The sequence below is a fragment of the Streptomyces sp. RPT161 genome, assembly GCF_027533845.1.
GTDB lineage: Bacteria > Actinomycetota > Actinomycetes > Streptomycetales > Streptomycetaceae > Streptantibioticus_A > Streptantibioticus_A silvisoli_A.
The window spans coordinates 109668-130978 of record NZ_JAPZVN010000005.1 but is presented as its reverse complement, the minus strand read 5'-3'; the positions used below and the strand labels follow the sequence as shown (position 1 = coordinate 130978).

At 70.5% G+C, this 21311-nt stretch carries 12 protein-coding genes and 1 tRNA gene; 8 read left to right on the top strand and 5 right to left on the bottom strand.

The window, feature by feature from the left end; all coding sequences use genetic code 11:
- Window positions 1-9: 9 nt before the first annotated feature.
- Window positions 10-2472, bottom strand: a complete 2463-nt coding sequence (locus O5O46_RS13775; protein WP_269855675.1) for an RICIN domain-containing protein — start codon at window positions 2470-2472, stop codon at window positions 10-12.
- 201 nt (window positions 2473-2673) lie between these two features.
- Between O5O46_RS13775 and O5O46_RS13770 the strand changes: the two genes are divergently transcribed.
- The 4 genes from O5O46_RS13770 (at window position 2674) to pgi (ending at window position 9271) form a co-directional block, all read left to right on the top strand.
- Window positions 2674-2746 (top strand) — tRNA-Arg (locus O5O46_RS13770).
- Window positions 2747-3048: 302 nt separating this feature from the next.
- Complete coding sequence (gene recQ, locus O5O46_RS13765; RefSeq protein WP_269855834.1) at window positions 3049-4971, top strand: DNA helicase RecQ; 1923 nt, start codon at window positions 3049-3051, stop codon at window positions 4969-4971.
- Between the two features lie 128 nt (window positions 4972-5099).
- Window positions 5100-7388: a heavy metal translocating P-type ATPase gene (locus O5O46_RS13760; protein WP_333482370.1), complete on the top strand. Its 2289-nt coding sequence runs from the start codon at window positions 5100-5102 to the stop codon at window positions 7386-7388.
- Window positions 7389-7612: 224 nt separating this feature from the next.
- Window positions 7613-9271 (top strand): glucose-6-phosphate isomerase, encoded by a 1659-nt coding sequence (gene pgi / locus O5O46_RS13755; RefSeq protein ID WP_269855674.1) that lies wholly within the window; start codon window positions 7613-7615, stop codon window positions 9269-9271.
- 117 nt (window positions 9272-9388) lie between these two features.
- On the opposite strand, the gene O5O46_RS13750 is transcribed toward pgi, so the two are convergent.
- Window positions 9389-11881, bottom strand: a complete 2493-nt coding sequence (locus tag O5O46_RS13750; RefSeq protein ID WP_269855673.1) for a D-alanyl-D-alanine carboxypeptidase — start codon at window positions 11879-11881, stop codon at window positions 9389-9391.
- A gap of 283 nt (window positions 11882-12164) precedes the next feature.
- Here O5O46_RS13750 and O5O46_RS13745 point away from each other — a divergent pair, with 283 nt between their 5' ends.
- From O5O46_RS13745 to O5O46_RS13730, 4 genes are all read left to right on the top strand, one after another.
- A complete protein-coding gene (locus O5O46_RS13745) occupies window positions 12165-12869 on the top strand; it encodes a GOLPH3/VPS74 family protein (protein WP_269855672.1) in 705 nt (234 codons plus the stop codon).
- Between the two features lie 329 nt (window positions 12870-13198).
- Window positions 13199-14056, top strand: coding sequence for a helix-turn-helix domain-containing protein (locus O5O46_RS13740; RefSeq protein WP_269855671.1), 858 nt, complete (start codon window positions 13199-13201; stop codon window positions 14054-14056).
- 191 nt (window positions 14057-14247) lie between these two features.
- Entirely contained in the window at window positions 14248-14466 is a 219-nt protein-coding gene (locus tag O5O46_RS13735) for a DUF397 domain-containing protein (RefSeq protein ID WP_269855670.1), read from the top strand.
- A gap of 384 nt (window positions 14467-14850) precedes the next feature.
- On the top strand, window positions 14851-16374 hold the full coding sequence (locus tag O5O46_RS13730) for a sodium:solute symporter family protein (protein ID WP_269855669.1): 1524 nt from the start codon (window positions 14851-14853) through the stop codon (window positions 16372-16374).
- A gap of 30 nt (window positions 16375-16404) precedes the next feature.
- Here the strand turns inward: O5O46_RS13730 and O5O46_RS13725 are convergent, their stop codons facing one another.
- The 3 genes from O5O46_RS13725 to O5O46_RS13715 all read right to left on the bottom strand — a co-directional run bounded on the left by O5O46_RS13725 (window position 16405) and on the right by O5O46_RS13715 (window position 21096).
- Window positions 16405-17499, bottom strand: a complete 1095-nt coding sequence (locus O5O46_RS13725) for an ADP-ribosylglycohydrolase family protein (RefSeq protein WP_269855668.1) — start codon at window positions 17497-17499, stop codon at window positions 16405-16407.
- Window positions 17500-17547: 48 nt separating this feature from the next.
- Complete coding sequence (locus O5O46_RS13720) at window positions 17548-20142, bottom strand: bifunctional FO biosynthesis protein CofGH (RefSeq protein WP_269855667.1); 2595 nt, start codon at window positions 20140-20142, stop codon at window positions 17548-17550.
- A 138-nt stretch (window positions 20143-20280) separates the two neighbouring features.
- Window positions 20281-21096, bottom strand: coding sequence for a TIGR03619 family F420-dependent LLM class oxidoreductase (locus tag O5O46_RS13715; RefSeq protein ID WP_269855666.1), 816 nt, complete (start codon window positions 21094-21096; stop codon window positions 20281-20283).
- Window positions 21097-21311 lie beyond the last annotated feature (215 nt).

The window sequence follows — 21311 nt, the reverse complement described above, 5'->3', positions numbered from 1 at the left end:
CGGCCGGGATCAGTTGATGCGCGCCAACTGCCACTGCTGGTTGGCACCGCCGTTGGACGGCCACTCGATCACCCTCGCACCGTCGGTGGTCGACTGGCCGTCGACGTCGGCCAGCATCCCGGTGGCGCGGTTCTCCAGGGTGGCGTAGCCGTCGCCGGACGGAACGATCCGCCACTGCCCGGCGGCGCCCAACGGCCCACTACGGATGTCGAGTTGGGTGCCGGAGTCCGGGTTGCCGCCCGGCGCCTCCAGCACCTTCCCGCTCTGTACGCCTACCAGCGCGTAGTAGCCGTCGCCGGTGGGCCGTACCGTCCACTGCTGGTTGGCGCCACCGTTGCCGGTCCACTGGTCCACGGCCGAACCGTCGGCGGTGGCCTGGCCGACGACGTCGAGCGTCTTGCCGCTGTTGCGGTTGACCAGCCGATAGGTGCCCGCGTACGTCTGGGCGGGACCCGGCGTCACGCTGAGGTTGTCGTACTGCGCCTGGACGTACCCGGCCGTCCCGATGCCCACCTGACCTGAGCCGTACGAGGTGTCGTCGGCAGTGCCGACGGTGTGTCCGTCGATGGACGCGGTGATGGCCGAACCGTCGAAGCCCAGTGCCAGCCGGTGCCAGCCGTCGCCCGCGGCCTCGGTGTCAGTGCCCTGGGCCAGCACCGTCACCTGGTGTGCGGTGTTGTCGCGCTCGATGGCCCAGCCGCCGCCGTGCGACAGCGACAGGTCGTAGGAGTCGATCCCGGCCGGGGAGAAGCCGCTCTGCGTCCCCACCCGCCCGAGCAGCCGCACCGCGCCGTCCTGGGTGAGTCGGGTGTCCACGGCGACCGTGTAGTTGGTCCAGCCGAGGTCGCCGAGGGTGGCATAGGGGTCGGCCGGGTTGTCCCAGTTGATGGGCGCGGTCGGCGCCATCTGCTGGACGCAGGTCCCGCCCCGTCCGCCACCGCAGCGCACCGCCTCGAAGCTGCCCTGCTGCGCGGCGAGCAGTCGTGCCTCACCACCCACCCCGGGGTGCTCGAAGTCGTCGCGGTACGGCAGCGGCAGCGGGCCGCGAGCCGCGGACCGGGCGGTTCCGGCGCCCTGTCCTGTGGTGGTGGTCACCGAGTAGACGCGCCCCGGCTGGAGGCTCAGCGTGTACACACCGTTCACCGGGGTGAGATCCGGCTGCCGCACCATGTAGTCGCGCTGGTCGTCGGAGTTGAAGTCACTGGACCACACGTGCAGCGCACCGGCGGCCAGCCCACCGGTGACCCTCAGGGTCATCGTCTGGGCCGCGGTCGCGTCCAGCGTCTCCGCGACCGTGCTCCACGCGCCGGAGTCCGGCGAACGCAGCGTCACATACGAGCCGTTGGCGCGGGCGCCGCCCAGGTAGCCGCTGGCGGTATCGATGTAGTGCCAGCCGGGCCGGGTGAACTGGGTGGTGTGCGCCGTCGCCCAGGTGCTCTTGCCGACACTGTACGCACCGGACCACGGCTGGTCGGCGGTGACCAACCCCATGGTGTTGTAAGGCAGGTTGGGATATACGGCGGCCACTACCGGCCAGTTGATGTACGCGGTCAGCCTGGCGTCGATATACCCCCGGTTGACCGCTCTGGCCAGCGCGGCGCCGCCGGTGTTGTAGTCCTCGGACCCGTTCTCGCTCGCCCACAGCTGCTTGCCGGTGGCCAGGGCGTCGGAGGTGGTGGAGCACTGGGTCATCGCCGACATGTAGCTGCACGGGTAGTGCGTACCGACGATGTCGACCGCCTTGCCGAAGGCCGGGTCACCGCGCATGGCGGTGGCGACGTCCCACCCGGAGTCCGCGCCCACCACCTGGGTGTGGCGGTAGCCGTCGGCGGCGAGGGCGGCGTGCAGCTTCTCGTACCAGGCGGCGTTGTAACCACGCTCGTTCCAGCCGCCGAGGTAGTCGATGGTGAGCCCGTGCCGTCTGGCGCAGCCGAGCCAGGAGACGAGGTAGTCGACGGTGTCCTGGGACCAGAAGTTCCCGCCGCTGCCGGTGTTGCCGATCCACCCCGGCGCTCCCCAGGCCAGCCCGTACAGCTTGATCCCCGGGTTGCGCGCCTTGGCCTGCTCCATCAGCCACCACTCGTACCCCGTACCGCAGTTGACGGCACCGCGCGAGTGCTCATGGCTGGCCTCGGCGCCGTCGGTGGAGTTGGTGTCGCCGCCGATCTCCACCTTCAGTATCTGCAGCGCCGCTCCGTACCCGGGCCTGAACAGGTAGTCGAGTATCTGCCCGCGCTGTCTGGCCGGATAGTCGGTCAGCAGACGGGTGTTGCCCCCGCCCCCGCTGATCGCCCCGACCCCGTCGAAGGTACGCCCCGCGCCATGCCCGTCCACGGTCACCGCGGTGACCGCCCGCTCCCTGCCTACCGCCGCCGAGGGCTGGCCCCCGACGATCATCCCGACGACCAGCAAAAACGCCCCGAGGGCGGCGATCCTGGCGGGAACTCTCCCGCCAAAACGGTGGGTCCACATGCTGCCGTACTCCTCCAACTCATGGTTGGTATTGGGCAGTTGAGTTTGGAGCACACTGAAGAAGCAGACTCAACCAACCAGAAAGCGACGTCAAGCCCCCCGACCACAGAGCGCGCCCCCACGATCACGCCCGCCAGCCGTGCCCACACCCCTCCCCCCGATCCGCTAACCTGTCCCGGGCTGCCCCTACAGGTGGCCCCCGCCTCCATAGCTCAGGGGATAGAGCACCGCTCTCCTAAAGCGGGTGTCGCAGGTTCGAATCCTGCTGGGGGCACCGCGCGCCGCGTCTGCGGCGGTACGGTGAAGGCCCAGGTCAACCGGTGATCAACCGGCTGCCTGGGCCTTCTTGCCGCGCGGACCGGGTCGTGGCGGCGCGGTCCGCATCCGGTTCCTCGGAGCCGCCTGGGAGGAACCGGGCTGGCAGCCCGGTCCACAGCGGCTCGCGGTCGGCCTGTGGAGATCGCAAGTTGTCCACAGGCCGCCTCGTGCCCTGCGTGATTCTCCTAGCATGGCCGGATGACTCCCCTGGAAAACGGTCCCGTAGCCGCTGTCGCCGACGTTGAGCCCGACGTGCCCATGGACGATGGGCTGCGGGTGCTGCGGCGGGTCTTCGGGTACGACGCGTTCCGCGGGGAGCAGCGGGAGATCATCGAGCATGTGGTCGGCGGGGGCGACGCGCTCGTGCTGATGCCGACCGGTGGCGGCAAGTCGTTGTGCTACCAGATCCCCGCTCTGGTGCGGCCCGGCGTGGGCGTGGTGATCTCACCGCTGATCGCGTTGATGCAGGACCAGGTGGACGCACTGCGGGCGCTGGGGGTGCGAGCCGGGTTCCTCAACTCCACACAGGACTTCGACGAGCGGCGGATGGTCGAAGCGGAGTTCGTCTCCGGCGAGTTGGACCTGCTCTACCTGGCGCCGGAGCGGTTGCAGAGCGAGGCGACCGTGAGCCTGCTCGACCGTGGTGAGATCTCGCTGTTCGCGATCGACGAGGCGCACTGCGTCGCCTCCTGGGGGCATGACTTCCGCCCGGACTACCTGGCGCTGTCCGCGCTGCACGAACGCTGGCCCAAGGTGCCGCGCATCGCGCTGACCGCGACGGCCACCAAGGCGACGCACGCCGAGATCGCCACCCGGCTGAAGCTGGAGGACGCCCGGCACTTCGTGGCGAGCTTCGACCGGCCGAACATCCAGTACCGCATCGTGCCCAAGAACGACCCGAAGAAGCAGCTGCTGGACCTGCTGCGCACCGAGCACGCCGGGGACGCGGGCATCGTCTACTGCCTCTCGCGCGCCTCCGTGGAGAAGACCGCCGAGTTCCTGGTGCGCAACGGCGTCGAGGCGCTGCCGTACCACGCGGGGCTTGACGCGCGGACCCGTGCCGACAACCAGGCGCGCTTCCTGCGCGAGGACGGTCTGGTGGTGGTCGCCACGATCGCGTTCGGCATGGGGATCGACAAGCCGGACGTGCGGTTCGTCGCCCATCTCGATCTGCCCAAGTCCATCGAGGGCTACTACCAGGAGACCGGTCGGGCGGGGCGCGACGGCCAGCCGTCCACCGCCTGGCTGGCGTACGGTCTCCAAGACGTCGTACAGCAGCGCAAGTTGATCGAGACCTCCGAGGGGGACGACGCACACCGGCGCCGGCTGACCGCGCACCTCGACGCCATGCTGGCGCTGTGCGAGACAGTCGACTGCCGCCGGGTGCGGCTGCTGGCGTACTTCGGCCAGCGCGGCGAGCCGTGCGGCAACTGCGACACCTGCCTGTCGCCGCCGGAGTCCTGGGACGGGACGATCGCCGCGCAGAAACTGCTGTCCACCGTGGTCCGACTCAAGCGGGAACGGAACCAGAAGTTCGGGGCAGGCCAGATCGTCGACATCCTGCTGGGCAGGAAGACCGCCAAGGTCATCCAGTTCGACCATGACGCGCTGAGCGTCTTCGGCATCGGCACGGAGCTGCGCGAGGCGGAGTGGCGCGGTGTGGTGCGCCAACTGCTGGCGCAGGACCTGCTCGCCGTCGAGGGCGAGTACGGCACGCTGGTGCTCACCGATACCAGCGGCGAGGTGCTGCGCGGGCAGCACGTGGTCATGCTGCGCCGCGAGCCGGAGCGGCCTACGCGTGCCGCCAAGGAACCGAAGGCCGCCAAGGCCGGGCGCAAGGTCCCGGTCGACCTGCCGGAAGCGGCGGTTCCGGTCTTCGAGCTGCTGCGCGCCTGGCGGGCGGCCACCGCGAAGGAGCAGGGCGTACCCGCCTATGTGATCTTCCATGACGCGACCCTCCGGGAGATCGCGACCACCATGCCGAGCACCCTGGACCAGCTCGGCACGGTGAGCGGCGTCGGCGAGAGCAAGCTGGCGAAGTACGGGCAACCGATCCTGGACGTCCTCGCCGATCGCCCGCAGGAGGATGAGGCGGACGACGCCCCCTTCACCGACGCCGAACCGGACCCGTTCGACTCCGACCCGTTCGACTCCGAACCGTTCCCGGACGACACCCACTAGACGCCACCGGGACGACACACCGACCAGCCACCTGAAGGGAGTGACATCTGGGAATACCCCTAGGGGGTATAAGGTTGTGTGGAGCGCAAGGCTCCGCCAGACCGCCAGACCCCCGGGAGTGAGCGTCGATGACCACCCCACCCGCCGCGAACCCGACCACGGCCCCAACCGCCAGCGCGGGCCCCGGCACGTCGGGGGCCGCCGAGGCCGAGCTGGAGATCGGTGGGATGACCTGCGCGTCATGCGCCGCCCGCATCGAGAAGAAGCTCAACCGGATGGACGGCGTCACCGCCACCGTCAACTACGCCACCGAGCGGGCCAAGGTCAGCTACGGTCCCGGCCGCACCGTCGCCGACCTCATCGCCACCGTGGAGGCCACCGGCTACACCGCCGCGCTTCCCGCGCCCCCCGCGGCGGAGCCGGACCAGCCCGCATCCGACCAGGCCCCCGACGAGCTGGCCGTACTGCGGCAGCGGCTGCTCACCGCCACCGTCCTCGCCGTCCCGGTGATCGCCATGGCGATGGTCCCGGCGCTGCAGTTCCGCAACTGGCAGTGGCTCTCCCTCACCCTCACCGCACCCGTGGTGGCCTACGCCGCCTGGCCGTTCCACCGGGCCGCCTGGACCAACCTGCGGCACGGCGCCGCGACCATGGACACGTTGATCTCGATGGGAACGCTGGCGGCGTTCGGCTGGTCGCTGTGGGCGCTGTTCCTCGGGCACGCCGGAATGCCGGGTATGAAGCACCCCTTCGAGCTGTCGATCTCCCGCACCGACGGCAGCGGAGACATCTATCTGGAGGCCGCGGCCGGGGTCACCGCGTTCATCCTGGCCGGACGGTACTTCGAGGCACGCTCCAAGCGCCGCGCGGGCGCCGCGCTGCGCGCCTTGCTGCACCTGGGTGCGAAGGACGTCGCGGTACTGCGCGGCGACCGTGAAGTGCGGCTGCCCATCGGCGAGTTGGCGGTCGGCGACCGGTTCGTCGTGCGGCCCGGCGAGAAGATCGCCACCGACGGCGTGGTGGCGGACGGCACTTCGGCCGTGGACGCCTCCATGCTCACCGGTGAGTCGGTGCCCGTCGAGGTGGCGCCGGGCGACCCGGTCACCGGCGCCACCGTGAACGCGGGCGGCCGGATCGTGGTCGAGGCCACCCGGATCGGCGCGGACACCCAACTCGCCCGGATGGCAAGGCTGGTCGAGGAGGCGCAGAACGGCAAGGCGGCGGCCCAGCGGCTGGCCGACCGCATCTCGGCGGTCTTCGTGCCCGCCGTCATCACCCTGGCGCTGGCCACCCTCGGCTTCTGGCTGTTCGCCGGTGCGGGCGCCACCGCGGCGTTCACCGCGGCCGTCGCCGTACTGATCATCGCCTGCCCGTGCGCCCTGGGCCTGGCGACGCCGACCGCGCTGATGGTGGGCACCGGACGCGGTGCGCAGCTCGGCATCCTCATCAAGGGACCGGAAGTCCTGGAAACCACCCGCAAGGTGGACACCATCGTGCTGGACAAGACCGGCACGGTGACCAGCGGCGTGATGGCGCTCACCGACATCGTGACCGCCGGCGGCGAGGACGCGGACCGTACGCTGCGGCTCGCGGGCGCTCTGGAGCACGCGGCGGAGCACCCCATCGCCAAGGCCATCGCCCGCGCCGCCGAGGAGCGCACCGGACCACTGCCCACCCCCACCGGGTTCACCGCCGTACCGGGCGTGGGCGTCCGCGGCGTGGTCGACGGGCGCACCGTCTCCGTTGGCCGCGCCGACACCCGGCTGCCCGCCGAGCTGCGCGACGCCAAGGAGCGCGCCGAGGCCGCGGGCCGCACCGCCGTCGTCGTCACCCACGACGGCGGACCGCGCGCCGTGCTGGTGGTCGCCGACACCGTCAGGCCCACCAGTGCCGAAGCCGTCCAGCGGCTGCGCGACCTGGGGCTGACACCCGTACTGCTGACCGGGGACAACCAGCGCGCAGCGCGGGCGGTCGCCGCCGAGGTCGGCATCGCCGCGGACCAGGTGATCGCCGAGGTCATGCCGGAGGACAAGGTCGAGGTCGTCAGGCGGCTGCAGCGCGAGGGGCGCAGCGTCGCGATGGTCGGCGACGGTGTCAACGACGCGGCGGCGCTGGCCCAGGCAGACCTGGGCCTGGCCATGGGCACCGGCACCGACGCGGCGATCGAGGCCGGTGATCTGACGCTGGTGCGCGGTGACCTCAGGGTCGCGGCGGACGCGATCCGGCTGGCCCGGCGCACCCTCGGCACCATCAAGGCCAACCTCTGCTGGGCCTTCGGCTACAACGTGGCCGCGCTGCCGCTGGCTGCCGCCGGACTGCTCAACCCGATGATCGCGGGCGCCGCGATGGCGTTCTCCTCGGTCTTCGTTGTGGGCAACAGCCTGCGGCTGCGGAACTTCCAGCCGACGAACCGGTGAACGGCCGCGCGCCCCTTTGAGCCGGGCCGCCAACCGGTGAGCGACGCGCCGGTGAACGCCCGGCGGCACGCGGTCGCCGATTGGATCCCGTTGTGCGAAGCGGCAGGTGAGCGGACGTAGGGTGACGAGTGACGGCCTTGAGCGACCAGCCCACCGGCCGTACGACCTCATCGGCCCGCACTACCCCACCGGCCCGGCCCGCCGGTCGACGACGAGGAGCAACGATGCCCGAGAGCCCAGCAGACCACGCCACCCGGCTGGACCGGCTGCCGCAGTGGGAAGCGCTCGGCAAGCACCGCGAGCAGTTGGGGGAGGTGCATCTGCGCGACCTGTTCGCCGCCGACTCCGAGCGCGGCCAGCGCTACACCCTGACCGTCGGCGATCTGCACATCGACTACTCCAAGCACCTGGTGACCGACGAGACGCTCACCCTGCTGCGCGAGCTGGCAGAGGTGCGCGGGGTGGCCGAGCTGCGGGACGCGATGTTCCGCGGCGAGAAGATCAACGTGACCGAGAACCGCGCGGTACTGCACACCGCGCTGCGCGCACCGCGTGACGTGGTGGTCGAGGTGGACGGCGAGAACGTCGTGCCCAGGGTGCACTCGGTGCTCAACAAGATGACCGTGTTCACCGACAAGATCCGTTCCGGTCACTGGACGGGCCACACCGGCAGGCCCATCAAGAACATCGTCAACATCGGCATCGGCGGCTCCGACCTGGGGCCGGCCATGGCGTACGAGGTGCTCCGCCCGTACACCGCGCGTGACCTGACGTTCCGGTTCGTGTCGAACGTGGACGGCGCCGACCTGCACGAGGCGGTACGGGACCTCGATCCGGCCGAGACGCTGTTCATCATCGCCTCGAAGACCTTCACCACCATCGAGACCATCACCAACGCCAAGTCGGCGCGCTCCTGGCTGCTCAACGGCCTCGGCGCCGACGAGAGCGCGGTGGCCAAGCACTTCGTGGCGCTCTCCACCAACGCGGAGAAGGTCGCCGAGTTCGGCATCAACACGGACAACATGTTCGAGTTCTGGGACTGGGTCGGCGGTCGCTACTCGTTCGACTCGGCGATCGGCCTGTCGCTGATGATCGCCATCGGCCCCGACTGCTTCCGCGAGATGCTGGCCGGTTTCCACCTGGTGGACGAGCACTTCCAGTGCGCGCCGATCGAGGAGAACGCGCCGTTCCTGATGGGCCTGTTGGGTGTCTGGTACGGCAACTTCCACGACGCCCAGTCGCATGCCGTGCTCCCCTACAGCCACTACCTGTCGCGCTTCACCGCCTACCTCCAGCAGCTCGACATGGAGTCCAACGGCAAGTCCGTGGACCGGGAGGGCCGCCGGGTCAACTGGCAGACCGGGCCGGTGGTGTGGGGCACCCCGGGCACCAACGGGCAGCACGCCTACTACCAGTTGCTCCACCAGGGCACCAAGCTGGTTCCGGCCGACTTCATCGGCTTCGCCCAGCCGATCGCGGAACTCGGCGAGTTGGCCGACCACCACGACCTGCTGATGGCCAACTTCTTCGCCCAGACCCAGGCGCTGGCCTTCGGAAAGACCCCGGAGGAGGTCACCGCCGAGGGTGTGCCCGCCGAACTGGTGCCGCACAAGACGTTCGTGGGCAACCGCCCGACCACCACCATCCTGGCCAAGGAACTGACCCCCTCGGTGCTCGGCCAGTTGATCGCGCTCTACGAGCACAAGGTCTTCGTCCAGGGCGCGGTCTGGAACATCGACTCCTTCGACCAGTGGGGCGTCGAGCTGGGCAAGGTGCTGGCCAAGCGGATCGAGCCCGCGCTGACCGAGGGCGCCGACGTGCCCGGCCTTGACTCGTCCACCAGCGCGCTGGTTCGCCAGTACCGCTCGCTGCGCGGTCGCTGACCCCGCAGCCGGCGGATATCCACAACCTGTGGAGAACTCCGCCGCCGCGATGAGCCGCGAAACACGAAGCCGCGGTCGCCTCCTGGGCGACCGCGGCTTCGTGCTCCCCGCTCGGCCTCAGCCGAGGCGGGTCAACTTGCTGCCGAAGGACGGCGCGTTGAGGTCCGACCGCAGCGCGACCGGAACCTTCACCTGACCGGGACCGCTGCCCACCGTCAGCGTGCCCACCGTGGCGCCCGCCTTCGCCGAGTGCGGTACGCCCGACGAACCGGCGTTCAGCGCGATGTCCACCTTCAACCCGGCCCAGCCGACCGCCTGCACGTCCTGCGTGGCGACCACCGGAGTCCTGCCCCCGAGGCCGTCGTCGACGTAGCCGACCACATCGCCCTTCCTGATCACCTGGTCGGAGGTGAGCGACTGCTGGGCGGTCATGATGAGTTGCCGCCCGGCGGCCAGCACGGTGTCGATGATCGAGGGCTTGTACTGGCCCATCACCGCGCCGATGATCAACTGGGTGGTGCCGCCGACCTGCTTGACCGCCGCGAAGACCAGGTTGCCACCCGCCTTGGTGCTGGTGCCGGTCTTGATGCCGACGGTGTTGTTGAGCGGAACCAGCCCGTTGTAGTTGCGGTAGGTGTCGCCACTGGCCGCCTTGTACGAGGGCTTCGCCACGATCTCCCGGAACACGTCGTTGGTCATCGCCTGCCGGGCCAGCTTGATCTGGTCGACGGCGGTGCTCACCGTGGTGGCGTCCAGGCCGCTCGGGTCGGTGTACGTGGTGTTGGTCATCCCGAGGTCCTTGGCGGCCGAGTTCATCTTCTTGACGAAATCGGCCTCGGAACCGCCGTCCCAACGCGCCAGCAGCCGGGCGATGTTGTTCGCCGAGGGAAGCATGATCGCTTCCAGCGCCTCGTACTCGCTGATCTTCTGGCCCGCGGTCACCTTGACCACCGACTCGTTCTCCCGGCTGACGTCCGCCGCCGCCTGCTGGTCGATCGGGATCAGCGGCCCGGCCTCACCGTGCTTGAGCGGGTGGTCGTGCAGGATGACATAGGCCGTCATGACCTTGGCGACGCTCGCGGTGGGCACCGGCTTCTGGGGGCCGAACGACCCCATGCCGCCGAGCCCTTCGACCTCCACCGCCGCCTGGCCCTCGGTCGGCCACGGCATGGACGGCGCCGCGCCGCCGAACGTGTACGAGGCGGGGCTGGTCAGCGTCAGCTTCGGACTGGGCAGCGGGCGCACCGCCTGCACCACGCAGAAGATGATCGCGAGCAGCGCGACCAACGGCGTCCAGATCTTCACCCGGCGCACCGTGGAGCGCAGCAGGGTCGGCGGCGGGGGCGGGGTGTTGGTCAGCTCGGCCAGCAGCTTCAACGGTTCACCGGGCGCGGGCGGCAACGGCTGCTGCCTGGTCCGTTCCACGGCTTCCGGTCCGTCGTCCGCCTGCGTCTGGGCGGCCTTGGCCGACGGTGCGCCGGACTTGGCGTCGGCCTGGGCGGGCTGGGCCGACGGCTGCGTCGGGCTGGGCGCCGTCGCGCCGGGCTTGGCCGTGCTCTGGGCGGTCTTGGCCGACGGCTGGGCAGACTTCGCCGGGGCCTCGGCGGAGGATGCCTCGGCGGCCTTCGCGGAGGCGGACGCGGGCTTCTCGGGCGTCGCGGCAGCCGGGGCCGCCGACTTCACGGGCGCGGCCGACGAGGCGGTGGCCCCGGCGGCCGAGGGCTTCGCCGCGGGCGTGGTGGCCGACGGCCCTCCGGAGCGGGACTCCGGGCTCTCCTGCTTCGGCTCCCGCCGCGATTGCGCCCCGGATTCCGGTCCGGTCCTGTCGGCGTCCGGCTTGGCGGCCTTCTCGGCCTGCCCGGACTTCTCCGGCTGCCCGGGCTTCTCCGCCTCCGAGGCGGGCTTCTGGGCGGGCTTCTCCGCCTCCGTAGCGGGCTCGGAGGGCCGAGCCGGGACGTCAGCGGACGAGGGCTTCGCCGGGGTCTTCTCCGGCGCGGGCTTGTCGTCCGCCGCCTTCTTCGGGCCAGCCGGAGCGGACGCCTTCGCGGAGACGCCCTTCGACTGGCCGGTTTCCTCCTTGCCGTCCCTGGCCGCACCGGACTTGGCGGCAGCGTCCGAACGCGACGCGACCGCGGCGGCGCCGCTGCCGGAACGCTTCTCTTGATCGGCTTCCGCTTCGGGCTCCTCCGAAGACTCCCCTTCGGGCTTGGCGGAAGAGTCGCCGCCCGCCCGGGACTTCGCGCCCGACGCTGCCGGGGTCGGCACACGGCCGCTGTTGGACGTACCGGAGCGGTGCTCGGCGTCCGGTTCCGCTACGTCATCCGCCGTAGATTCGGTCGACTCACCCGCCGGGCGTTCGCGCCCGGCGCGCTCGGTGACCGCAGTGGCGGAACGGGCCGCGCCGTCACCGGCGGGCACCCGGATCCGCATCGTCATCGTCGGCTCGGGGGCGCCGTCCTGCCCCGTACCCTCGGCCGAGGCGCCGTCAGTTGCGGCGGCCTGCCGCACCGCGACCCTCGGGTCCACCTTGTCCTCTTTTGTCCCCGCACGCTCCGTCGTCTCCCCCGACGACTGCCGCTGCTCCGCCCTGCCGGGGGATTCGCCCGCCACCCAAGCCTCCCGTACACATCAGGCGGGGCGCCTCACCCGGCGCCCCGCTGCCGATATCCAGTGTCCCGGACCAGTGTCCTGCGCGTGCCCGCGCCCTCGTCGCCAGACCCGCCGATCCCACCGCAACCCGTTGGGAACGGCCGGTCCACGCCACACGACGCCACCGCCACCCCGCTAGACGAGAACGACATACCTACCGGTTCCCGCAGATAAGGCAAAGGCACTCTCGACACATCGGTGTGAGAGGCGTCACCCTGTCATTCATCCACGCGGGGAGGCATGGATGGGCAGGAGCCGCAGAACAATTCCGGAAGAGCTGTTGCTGCTCGCCTTGGACCCGACCACCGGGACCACGGCGCAGCCGCAGTCACTCGACCTTGGTCTGGCCGGAGCGCAGCTAGTGGAGCTGGCGCTGGCAGGACGGATAGCCCCGGACGGGGATCGTATCGCCGTGGTGCATCCGCGGCCGACAGGTGATCCGACCCTGGACACCGCACTGGAACTGCTGCGCCGGCGCGGCAGCCCGGTGCGCGCCGTCCACTGGATCGGCGGGCCCCGGTTGGGGCTGCGTCAGACGTATCTCGCGCACTTGGAGCGGTGCGACATGGTGCATGCCGTGCCGGGCCAGATGTGCGGGGTACTGCCGACGACTCGCTACCAGGCGACCGACAGCGCGGTCAGCCGGGAGATCAGGGCCCGGCTGGACAACGCGATCCGCACCGGCGTACCGCCGGACCCGCGGACCGCGGCACTGGCCTCGCTCGCCCACGCGGTGGGGCTCGGCAAGCATCTCTACCCCGGTAACGAGGGCCGGTCCTCGCGATCGCGCCTACGGGATCTCATCAGGTACGACCCGATAGGCGGCTTGGTGGCGCACGCCGTGATGGACGTGCAGAACGGCGTGGCGGTCCAGCCGCGACGAGCACCCGCCCAGGCCGCACAGGCCCGCACCGCCAGTCGCGGCATGGCCAGGGCAGGAGCCCGCTGACGCCCTCGGGCGACCAGGTGGCCCAGTCCGTGGCGCCGTCCGAAATCCACCGGACGAGAACCACGGGCAACAGCACGGCCCGCACCCCCGTCCCCATGACCCGGTACGGGAGCCGCTGAAGCGCGCGGGGTGGTGACCGGTCGAACACCGGTACACCACCTCGCGCGTTTCGCTGGTACCGCACAGCTAATTGCTCCCGTTCTTCTGCGCAGCGTTGACCTCTGGTGGCAGGCTGCTGACCGGCAGTACACCGGTCGTACAAGAGCAGGTACCTGAACTCCTACAAGAGCAGCGGTGCCGGTGCGGTTCACAGTCGGAGGTGCAGTTCCGTGGCGTCCAACGTCAATCCCACTGTCAGGCGACGCAGACTGGGTTCGGAGCTGCGCAAACTCCGCGAGATGAAGGGCATGACGGCCGAGGAGGTCGCCGCCCGGCTCCTGGTGTCGCAGTCGAAGATCAGCCGGTTGGAGAACGGGCGCCGCAGCATCAGCCAGCGTGACGTGCGCGATCTGTGCGGGGTGTACGGCGTTGAGGACCACCGCATCGTGGACTCGCTGATGCAGATGGCCAAGGAGTCACGCCAGCAGGGCTGGTGGCACGCGTTCGGCGACGTCCCGTACAGCGTCTACATCGGGTTGGAGACCGACGCCGTCTCGCTGCGGGTCTACGACTCGTTGATCGTCCCCGGCCTGTTGCAGACCCCGGCGTACGCGCGGTCCGTGATCGAGGGCATGTGGCCGGAGGCCACCGCCGCCGAGGTGGAGAAACGTATCCAGGTGCGGCTCAAGCGGCAGGAACGAATCACCGACCCGGTCAGCCCGGTGCGCTTCTGGGTGGTGCTCGACGAGGCGGCGCTGCGCCGGGTCACCGGCAACGAGCGCATCATGAGCGAGCAGTTGGACCACCTGGTGCAGTGCAGCACCATGCCACACGTCACGTTGCAGGTCCTGCCGTACGGCGTCGGCGCCCATCCGGGAATGTACGGCGAGTTCGCGATCCTGGAGTTCGAGGACGCGTCGGACGCCTCCGTGGTCTACCTGGAGGGTATGACCAGCGACCTGTACCTGGAGAAGCCCACCGACGTACAGGACTACTGCGTGATGTACGAGCATCTGCGGGCACTGGCACTCAACCCTGAGCAGTCAAGGCAGTTCATGGCCCGGATCGCCCGCGAATACGTCTCGTAGGCCCCTTGAGCACTCCGGTGCCGCTTGCGGCGCCGGAGACTACACCGTTGTCACTGATGACGGAAGAGGTGGATGGAAGATGCCATCCGGTCGAGTGAACGGCGGCTCCAGGTAGTGATGTTGCCGAGTAGCGTCGTCCGCGTCGCCAAGGTCGACAACTCCCCAACCCCCTCGGCTATTTCGGAGCTGACATGAACAACGAGCAGAGCGCGCACGGCATCACGGCGGCGTGGAAGAAGTCCTCGTACTCCGGCGCGCACGGCGCGTGCGTGGAGGTGCGCACCCCCGGGGCGCACGCCGTAGCGGTGCGCGACTCCAAGGACCCGCAGGGGCCTTCGCTGGCCTTCTCCTCGGACTCCTGGGCGACTTTCATCGCCGGCGTGGAGGCGGGCGCGTTCGACCTCGGCTGAGACCCGGCCGAAGCAGCGCCATAACCCCCCACAAACACCGCCGCGAGTGCGGCAGTAACACCAGAGTCCTCTCGACTGGTCGCCGTCCTGGCCGAGGGGGCTCGTTGCTGTTCACGGGCCTTGGCTGTTGTGGACGTTCGGTCCCGCGCCTGCGAAGCACCCGTTCATGGTGTCGTCGCGCGTCGAGTCACAACAATGCCAAGAGAGGTCAAGAGGCGGTAAATTCGTCCTCCGATCTGACCGTTGTTCATACCCGTGAACCGCAACCTCTTGACCGGCCACCCGATCGCGGTTTGAATCCCCCGCAAGTCCCGCTCCTGCGAAGCGCGTTCGTGTTCCTTGTGCACAGCTCTGGTGTTCACAAGACGGACCCCTGGAGGGGGCATGAACGGTTTCGACTGGGCCGTCCTCGTCGGGTACTTCGGCGTGATGGTCGCGATCGGCGTGTGGTCGCACCGGCAGGTGGGCGACGTCAGCGACTTCTTCACCGCGGGGGGCAGGATGCCGTGGTGGCTGTCCGGCATCTCGCACCACATGTCCGGGTACAGCGCCGTGATGTTCACCGGATACGCCGGGATCTCGTACCAGTTGGGCGTCACCTCGTTCTTCACCTGGTCCTTCCCCATCGCCATCGGCGTCCTCATCGGCGCCAGGAGCTTCGCGCCCCGGCTGAACCGGGTGCGGTCGCGGCTGAGGGTCGCCTCACCGCTCGAATTCCTCAAGGTCCGCTACAACGTGCCGACCCAGCAGGCACTGGCCTGGTCCGGGGTGCTGCTGAAGATCGTCGACGTCGGCGCCAAATGGGCGGCGATCGCCACCCTGCTGTCCGTCTTCACCGGGTCCTCCCTCGACCAGGGCATCCTGGTCACCGGTGTGGTGACCTCCGTCTACTGCACGGTGGGCGGGCTGTGGGCGGACGCGCTCACCGAACTGGGGCAGTTCGTCATCCAACTGCTCGCCGGTGTCGCGATGTTCGCGGAGACGCTGGGCAGGATCGGCGGCGTCAGCGGCCTGTGGAACGTGTGGGACCGGCTGCCCGCCGGGCACACCCATCCCACCGCCGGGCCGTACACCGTGACGTTCCTGCTCGCCTACCTGTTCATCAAGACCTTCGAGTACAACGGCGGCATGTGGAACCAGGCCCAGCGCTACATGGCCACCACCAGCGCCCGGGCCGCCACCCGGTCGGCGACGCTGTCCGGTGCGCTGTGGCTGCTGTGGCCGCTGGTGCTGTTCTTCCCGATGTGGGTGGCGCCGTTACTGGTGCACGCCAGGAAGCCGGACGCGAGCGACGCCTACGCGCTGCTGGCGGAACGGCTGCTGCCGCACGGCCTGTTGGGGCTGGTCGTGGTCGGGTTCTTCTCCCACACCATGGCGATGTGCTCCTCCGACGCCAACGCGATCGCGGCGGTGTGCACCCGCGACATCCTGCCGTCGCTCTCCGGCGCGGTACGGCACTGGTCGGCACGGACCGGGCTGGTCGCGGCCCGGATCGCCACGGTGTCGTTCCTGGCGCTGTCGATGGCGGTTGCCACCCAGGTCGACTCACCGACGTTCAAGGACATCATCACGGTGGTCGTCAAATGGGTCGCGGGCCTGGTGGGGCCGATCTCCATACCGCTGCTGATGGGCCTGCTGCGGTGCTGCCGCCGTTCGGGCCCGACGGCGGCGCTGGCCAGCTGGGCGCTCGGCCTGTCCGGCTTCTGGCTGACGAACTTCGGCCTGACCGGGGTGTCGTTGCAGGCGCAGATCGCGACACCGGTGGCCGTGTCACTGGTGTCGTACGTGGTGATCGGCCTGCTGCGGCCGGAGCGGACGGCGGAGCGTGACGCGGTGGTCGAGCTGGTCAACGGGAGCGCGGTGAACGCACCGGCTCCGGTTCGCCCGGCCACCCGCCCGTCGCCGTAGGGGAGTTCGGGCGGGCGGCCGGGTGCGGCGTCACCCGGAGACCGGATACCGGCTCAGCCAGGCGCTCGCGCCGGTCAGGGCGGCGCCCTGCGTCATCTGCATGGAGAAGTCGTCGGCCAGTTGGAGGATCGTCTCGCGCCCCTCCAACTCCACCACCCACGCGGGCGGCAGCGCCGTCTCTCCGTGCTGTACGCCGAGCAGGTTGCCGCATATCGAACCGGTGGAGTCGCTGTCGCCGGAGTGGTTGACGGCCAGCAGCAGCCCGTGCCGTACGTCCTCCGCGACCAGCGCGCAGTACACGCCGATGCCCAGCGCCTCCTCGGCGGTCCAGCCCTGGCCGAGCGACTCGACCCGCGCGGCGGATGGCGGCCCCTGACGGGCCGCCTCCAGCGCGCCGCGCAGCGCCTGTGTGGTCTCCTCATGGCCGGAGTGGACGGCCAGTTGCGTCAGGGCCTGCTGTACGGCCTCTTCCAGCGAGTTGCCGTGCGCCAGCGCGTGCACGAGCACCGCGAGCGCACCGGCCGCCAGGTATCCGGTGGGGTGGCCGTGGGTCTGGGCGGCGCACTCCACCGCGAGTTGGCAGACCAGTCCCGGCTCCCAGCCCACCAGCAGGCCGAACGGCGCGGAGCGCATCACCGTGCCGCAGCCCTTGGAGCCGGGGTTCTTCGGCTGGGCCAGCGTGCCCATCCGGTCGTCGCCCAGGCCGGAGAGGCAGGCGCGTCCGGGGGCGCGCTGGGAGTACAGCCACTCCTCGCGGGCCAGCCAGCCCGCGTCGGCGTCACGCTCGTCGGGGCCCCAGTCGGCCTGGGTGGCGGCCCAGCGAAGGTAGGCGCGGTGCACGTCCGTCGGCGGATGCCAGGTGCCGGTGTCCCGGCGGACGTGGGCGCGGATCAGCCCGTCCACGGTGAACAGGCTCATCTGGGTGTCATCGGTGATCGCACCGCGCCGCCCGTAGGCGGGGACGTAGTCGGTGACGCCCGCCTCGCCGTGCTTGGCTCGGATCGCCGCCAGCGAGTCGAACTCGATGCCGGCGCCCAGCGCGTCGCCGATCGCCCCACCGAGCAGGCAGCCTCTCACCCGGCTGCGGAAGTCCTGTTGTTCCGCCCGCCCCCATATTTCGGCCACGCCGCAACTCCCCTTCTGAGTTGGCCGCTTCACTGTGTCGTTCTCTTCTCAGCTGTCCAGGACCGGCAGCAGCTCCGGCAGGTGGCCGTCCGAGGCCAGCCCGGCCGCCCGGCGTTCCTCCGGCACCGCGCCGTACAGGGTGTCCCGCTGCCGGGCGGGGCGGCCCGCCGCTTCGGCGATCGCGACCAGGTCGCGGATGGAGCGGTACGACCCGTAACTGGAACCCGCCATCCGGGAGATGGTCTCCTCCATCAGGGTGCCGCCCAGGTCGTTGGCGCCGGAGCGGAGCATTTCGGCCGCTCCCTCGGTGCCCAGTTTCACCCAGCTCGTCTGGATGTTGCGGATGTGCGGGTGGAGCAGCAGCCGGGCCATGGCGGTGACCGCGCGGTTGTCCCGGTGGGTCGGGCCGGGCCGGGCGATGCCCGCCAGGTACACCGGGGCGTTGGTGTGGATGAACGGCAGGGTGACGAACTCGGTGAATCCGCCGGTCTCCTGCTGTATGCCGGCGAGCAGCCGCAGATGGCCCAACCAGTGCCGGGGCTGGTCCACATGCCCGTACATCATCGTGGAGGAGGAGCGAATGCCCAGTTGGTGTGCGGTCCTGACGACCTCAACCCAGGTGGCGGTGGGCAGTTTGCCCTTGGTGAGCACCCAGCGCACCTCGTCGTCGAGGATCTCGGCGGCGGTGCCCGGGATGGTGTCCAGGCCGGACTCCTTGGCCCGCTGCAGCCAGTCGCGGATGGACAGTCCGGTGCGGGTGGCACCGTTGGCGACCTCCATCGGCGAGAAGGCGTGCACATGCATGCCGGGCACCCGGTCCTTGACCGCCCGGGCGATGTCGAAGTAGGCGGTGCCGGGCAGGTCGGGGTGGATGCCGCCCTGCATGCACACCTCGGTGGCGCCCACCTCCCAGGCCTGTTGGGCGCGGTCGGCGACCTGGCCGAGGGAGAGGGTGTAGGCGTCGGCGTCGGTGCGGCGCTGGGCGAAGGCGCAGAAGCGACAGCCGGTGTAGCAGACGTTGGTGAAGTTGATGTTCCGGGTGACGATGTAGGTGACCTCGTCGCCGACGGCGTCGCGCCGTACGTCGTCGGCGATCCGGCACAGCGCGTCCAGCGCCGGGCCGTCGGCGTGCAGCAGGGCGAGCGCCTCGGCGTCGGTGAGCCGGGTGGGGTCGTCGGCGGCGGTGGCCAGGGCGGCGCGTACGTCGGCCTCGATGCGGTCCGGGACGGTACCGGGGGCGGCCTGTTCGCGTAGCGCCTCCCAGTCTCCGTACACCTCGTCGAAGTCGTTCCTGCGGTCGCCGGTGCGGCCTTCGGTGTCGATGGCGGTGTGCAGGTCAGTGCGCCCGCTGGCGGTGAACACCTGGTCGGGCTCCTGCCAGGGCAGGCCGGTGGGCTTGCGGTCCTCCACCGCCAGCCCGCTGTCCGGGTCGGCCAGCGCCCTGACGTGCGGCAGGACGCGCGGGTCCAGCCAGGGTTCGCCGCGTTGGACGAACTCCGGGTAGATGGTGAGCCGTTCACGCATGGTGAAGCCGGACTCGGCGGTGATGGCGCGCAGTTGGTCGATGTGCGGCCAGGGGTGCTCGGGGCTGACGTGGTCGGGGGTGAGCGGGGATACGCCGCCCCAGTCGTCGATGCCCGCGGCGATGGCCCGCGCGTACTCGCCCGCGATCAGGTTCGGCGGCGCCTGGATGCGGGCGGCGGGGCCCAGGATCAACCGGGCCACGGCGATGGTGGCGACCAGGTCGTCCAGTTCGGCGTCCGGCATGCCGCGCATCGGGGTGTCCGGCTTGGCACGGAAGTTCTGGACGATCACCTCCTGGACGCCGTGGTACTGCCGGGCCACCGTGCGGATGGCGAACAGCGACTCGGCGCGCTCGGTGCGGGTCTCGCCGATGCCGATCAGGATGCCGGTGGTGAACGGCACGTTGGAGCGGCCCACGTCGTGCAGCACCCGCAGCCGCACCGCGGGGTCCTTGTCCGGGGAGCCGTGGTGCGGGCCGCCCGGTTCCGACCACAGCCGGGTGGCGGTGGTCTCCAGCATCATGCCCATGGATGCCGCGACCGGCTTGAGCCGCTGCACGTCGGTCCAGGTCATCGCGCCGGGGTTGAGGTGCGGCAGCAGTCCGGTCTCCTCCAGCACCCGGATCGCCATCGCCCGCACGTACGCCACGGTGTCGTCGTAGCCGTGGGCGTCCAGCCACTCGCGGGCCTCGGGCCAGCGGTCCTCGGGGCGGTCGCCGAGCGTGAACAGGGCTTCCTTGCAGCCGAGTTCGGCGCCCTGCCGGGCGATGGCCAGCACCTCGTCCGGGGACAGGAACATCCCCTCGCCCGCGCGCCGCAGCTTGCCGGGCACGGTGGCGAAGGTGCAGTAGTGGCAGCGGTCGCGGCACAGCCGGGTCAGCGGGATGAAGACATTACGCGCGTAGGTGATCACGCCGGGGCGCCCGGCGGCCTCCAGGCCCGCGTCCCGCACCCGCGCGGCGATCGAGGAGAGGGCGTCGAGGTCCTCGCCGCGCGCTCGCAGCAGGACCGCCGCCTCGGCGACGTCCAACGCGACGCCGCTGCGGGCGCGGCCCAGCGCACGGCGCATGGCGTTGGCGGTCGGTGTCGGCTCCTCGGGGCACGGCATGCTGGTGTCCATCCACCGAGCATACGAGCGAGCACCGACAGCGAAAGCGATGCCCGCCTGCGCGGTTTGTCACAGCCATGCCCAGGAATACCGCGGGCACCGTGCGCCTCGTCAGATCCCGGGCCGCAAGGCCCCGGCCCGGACGGCGCGTTACAGGTATTGCGCGTAGTCGTCGAGGGTGCGCAGCACCTCGTCGGCGCCCGCCGGAGGCAGGATGAAGACAGCCTCCTCGGCGCCCAGGTCCCGCAGCCGCGCGACCTTGTCCGCGTTCGGCCGGATCGCGTACGGGACGACCTGCGGTTCACCTTCCCGTCCCGCCTCGGTCCAGGCGGCGCGCAGCGCGGGCAGGTGCTCAGCCGGGTCCTGACCCACCGGCAGCCAGCCGTCGGCGTATCCGGCGACGTCCGCGAACAGCTTCGGCCCGGCCGCGCCGCCGAGCAGGACCCGCAACCCCTTCGGCTTCGGGTGCGCCTCGCTGGGCTCGATGTGGATGAACTCGCTGTCGTATCCGGTCGGTTCGGGTGCCCACAGGGCGCGCATGGCCGCCAACCTGTCCCGGACGGCGGTGCGGCGGCGGGGCCAGTCCACGCCGTGCGCGGCGGCCTCCTCCTGGTTCCAGCCCAGGCCCACGCCCAGGGTGAACCGGCCGCCTGACAGGTGGTCGAGCGTGGCCACCTGCTTGGCGAGCACAATGGGGTCGTGCTGGGCCACCAGGGTGATTCCGGTGCCGAGGATCAGGCGCTCGGTGACGGCGGCGGCCGCGCCCAGTGCGGCGAACGGGTCGAGGGTGCGCCCGTACTCGCGGGGCAGCTCCCCGCCGAACGGGTAGGGGCTCTTGCGGGAGACCGGGATGTGGGTGTGCTCGGGGAGGTAGAGCCCGGCGAATCCGCGCTGCTCCAGTTCCCGCGCGAGCTGGACGGGGCCGAGGGTCTCGTCGGTCAGAAAGATCATGGTCGAGATACGCACTGCGAGCACCTCCGAATGCGGGCAACTTTTGCCCGGCCTTGTCTCTTCCCGTGCGCGATCACACCGAATCTCGAGATGACTCCTGTCATCCCGCACCTGGGGCGATCGATCACCCAGCGCTGCCATCCGGCGGCTCCTCCGCGCCACCATGGTGACGCCCCAAGGCGCGCCGTCGGTACGGGAGTTGAAGGTTCCGTAAAAGACTGTAAGGAAGC

Bases quoted from the DNA above. Each gene is read 5' to 3' on its own strand.
- O5O46_RS13760 (WP_333482370.1), top strand. From the start codon at position 5,100: ATGACCACCCCACCCGCCGCGAACCCGACCACGGCCCCAACCGCCAGC.
- pgi (WP_269855674.1), top strand. From the start codon at position 7,613: ATGCCCGAGAGCCCAGCAGACCACGCCACCCGGCTGGACCGGCTGCCG.
- O5O46_RS13720 (WP_269855667.1), bottom strand. From the start codon at position 20,142: ATGGACACCAGCATGCCGTGCCCCGAGGAGCCGACACCGACCGCCAAC.
- O5O46_RS13775 (WP_269855675.1), bottom strand. From the start codon at position 2,472: ATGTGGACCCACCGTTTTGGCGGGAGAGTTCCCGCCAGGATCGCCGCC.
- O5O46_RS13745 (WP_269855672.1), top strand. From the start codon at position 12,165: ATGGGCAGGAGCCGCAGAACAATTCCGGAAGAGCTGTTGCTGCTCGCC.
- recQ (WP_269855834.1), top strand. From the start codon at position 3,049: ATGGACGATGGGCTGCGGGTGCTGCGGCGGGTCTTCGGGTACGACGCG.
- O5O46_RS13735 (WP_269855670.1), top strand. From the start codon at position 14,248: ATGAACAACGAGCAGAGCGCGCACGGCATCACGGCGGCGTGGAAGAAG.
- O5O46_RS13730 (WP_269855669.1), top strand. From the start codon at position 14,851: ATGAACGGTTTCGACTGGGCCGTCCTCGTCGGGTACTTCGGCGTGATG.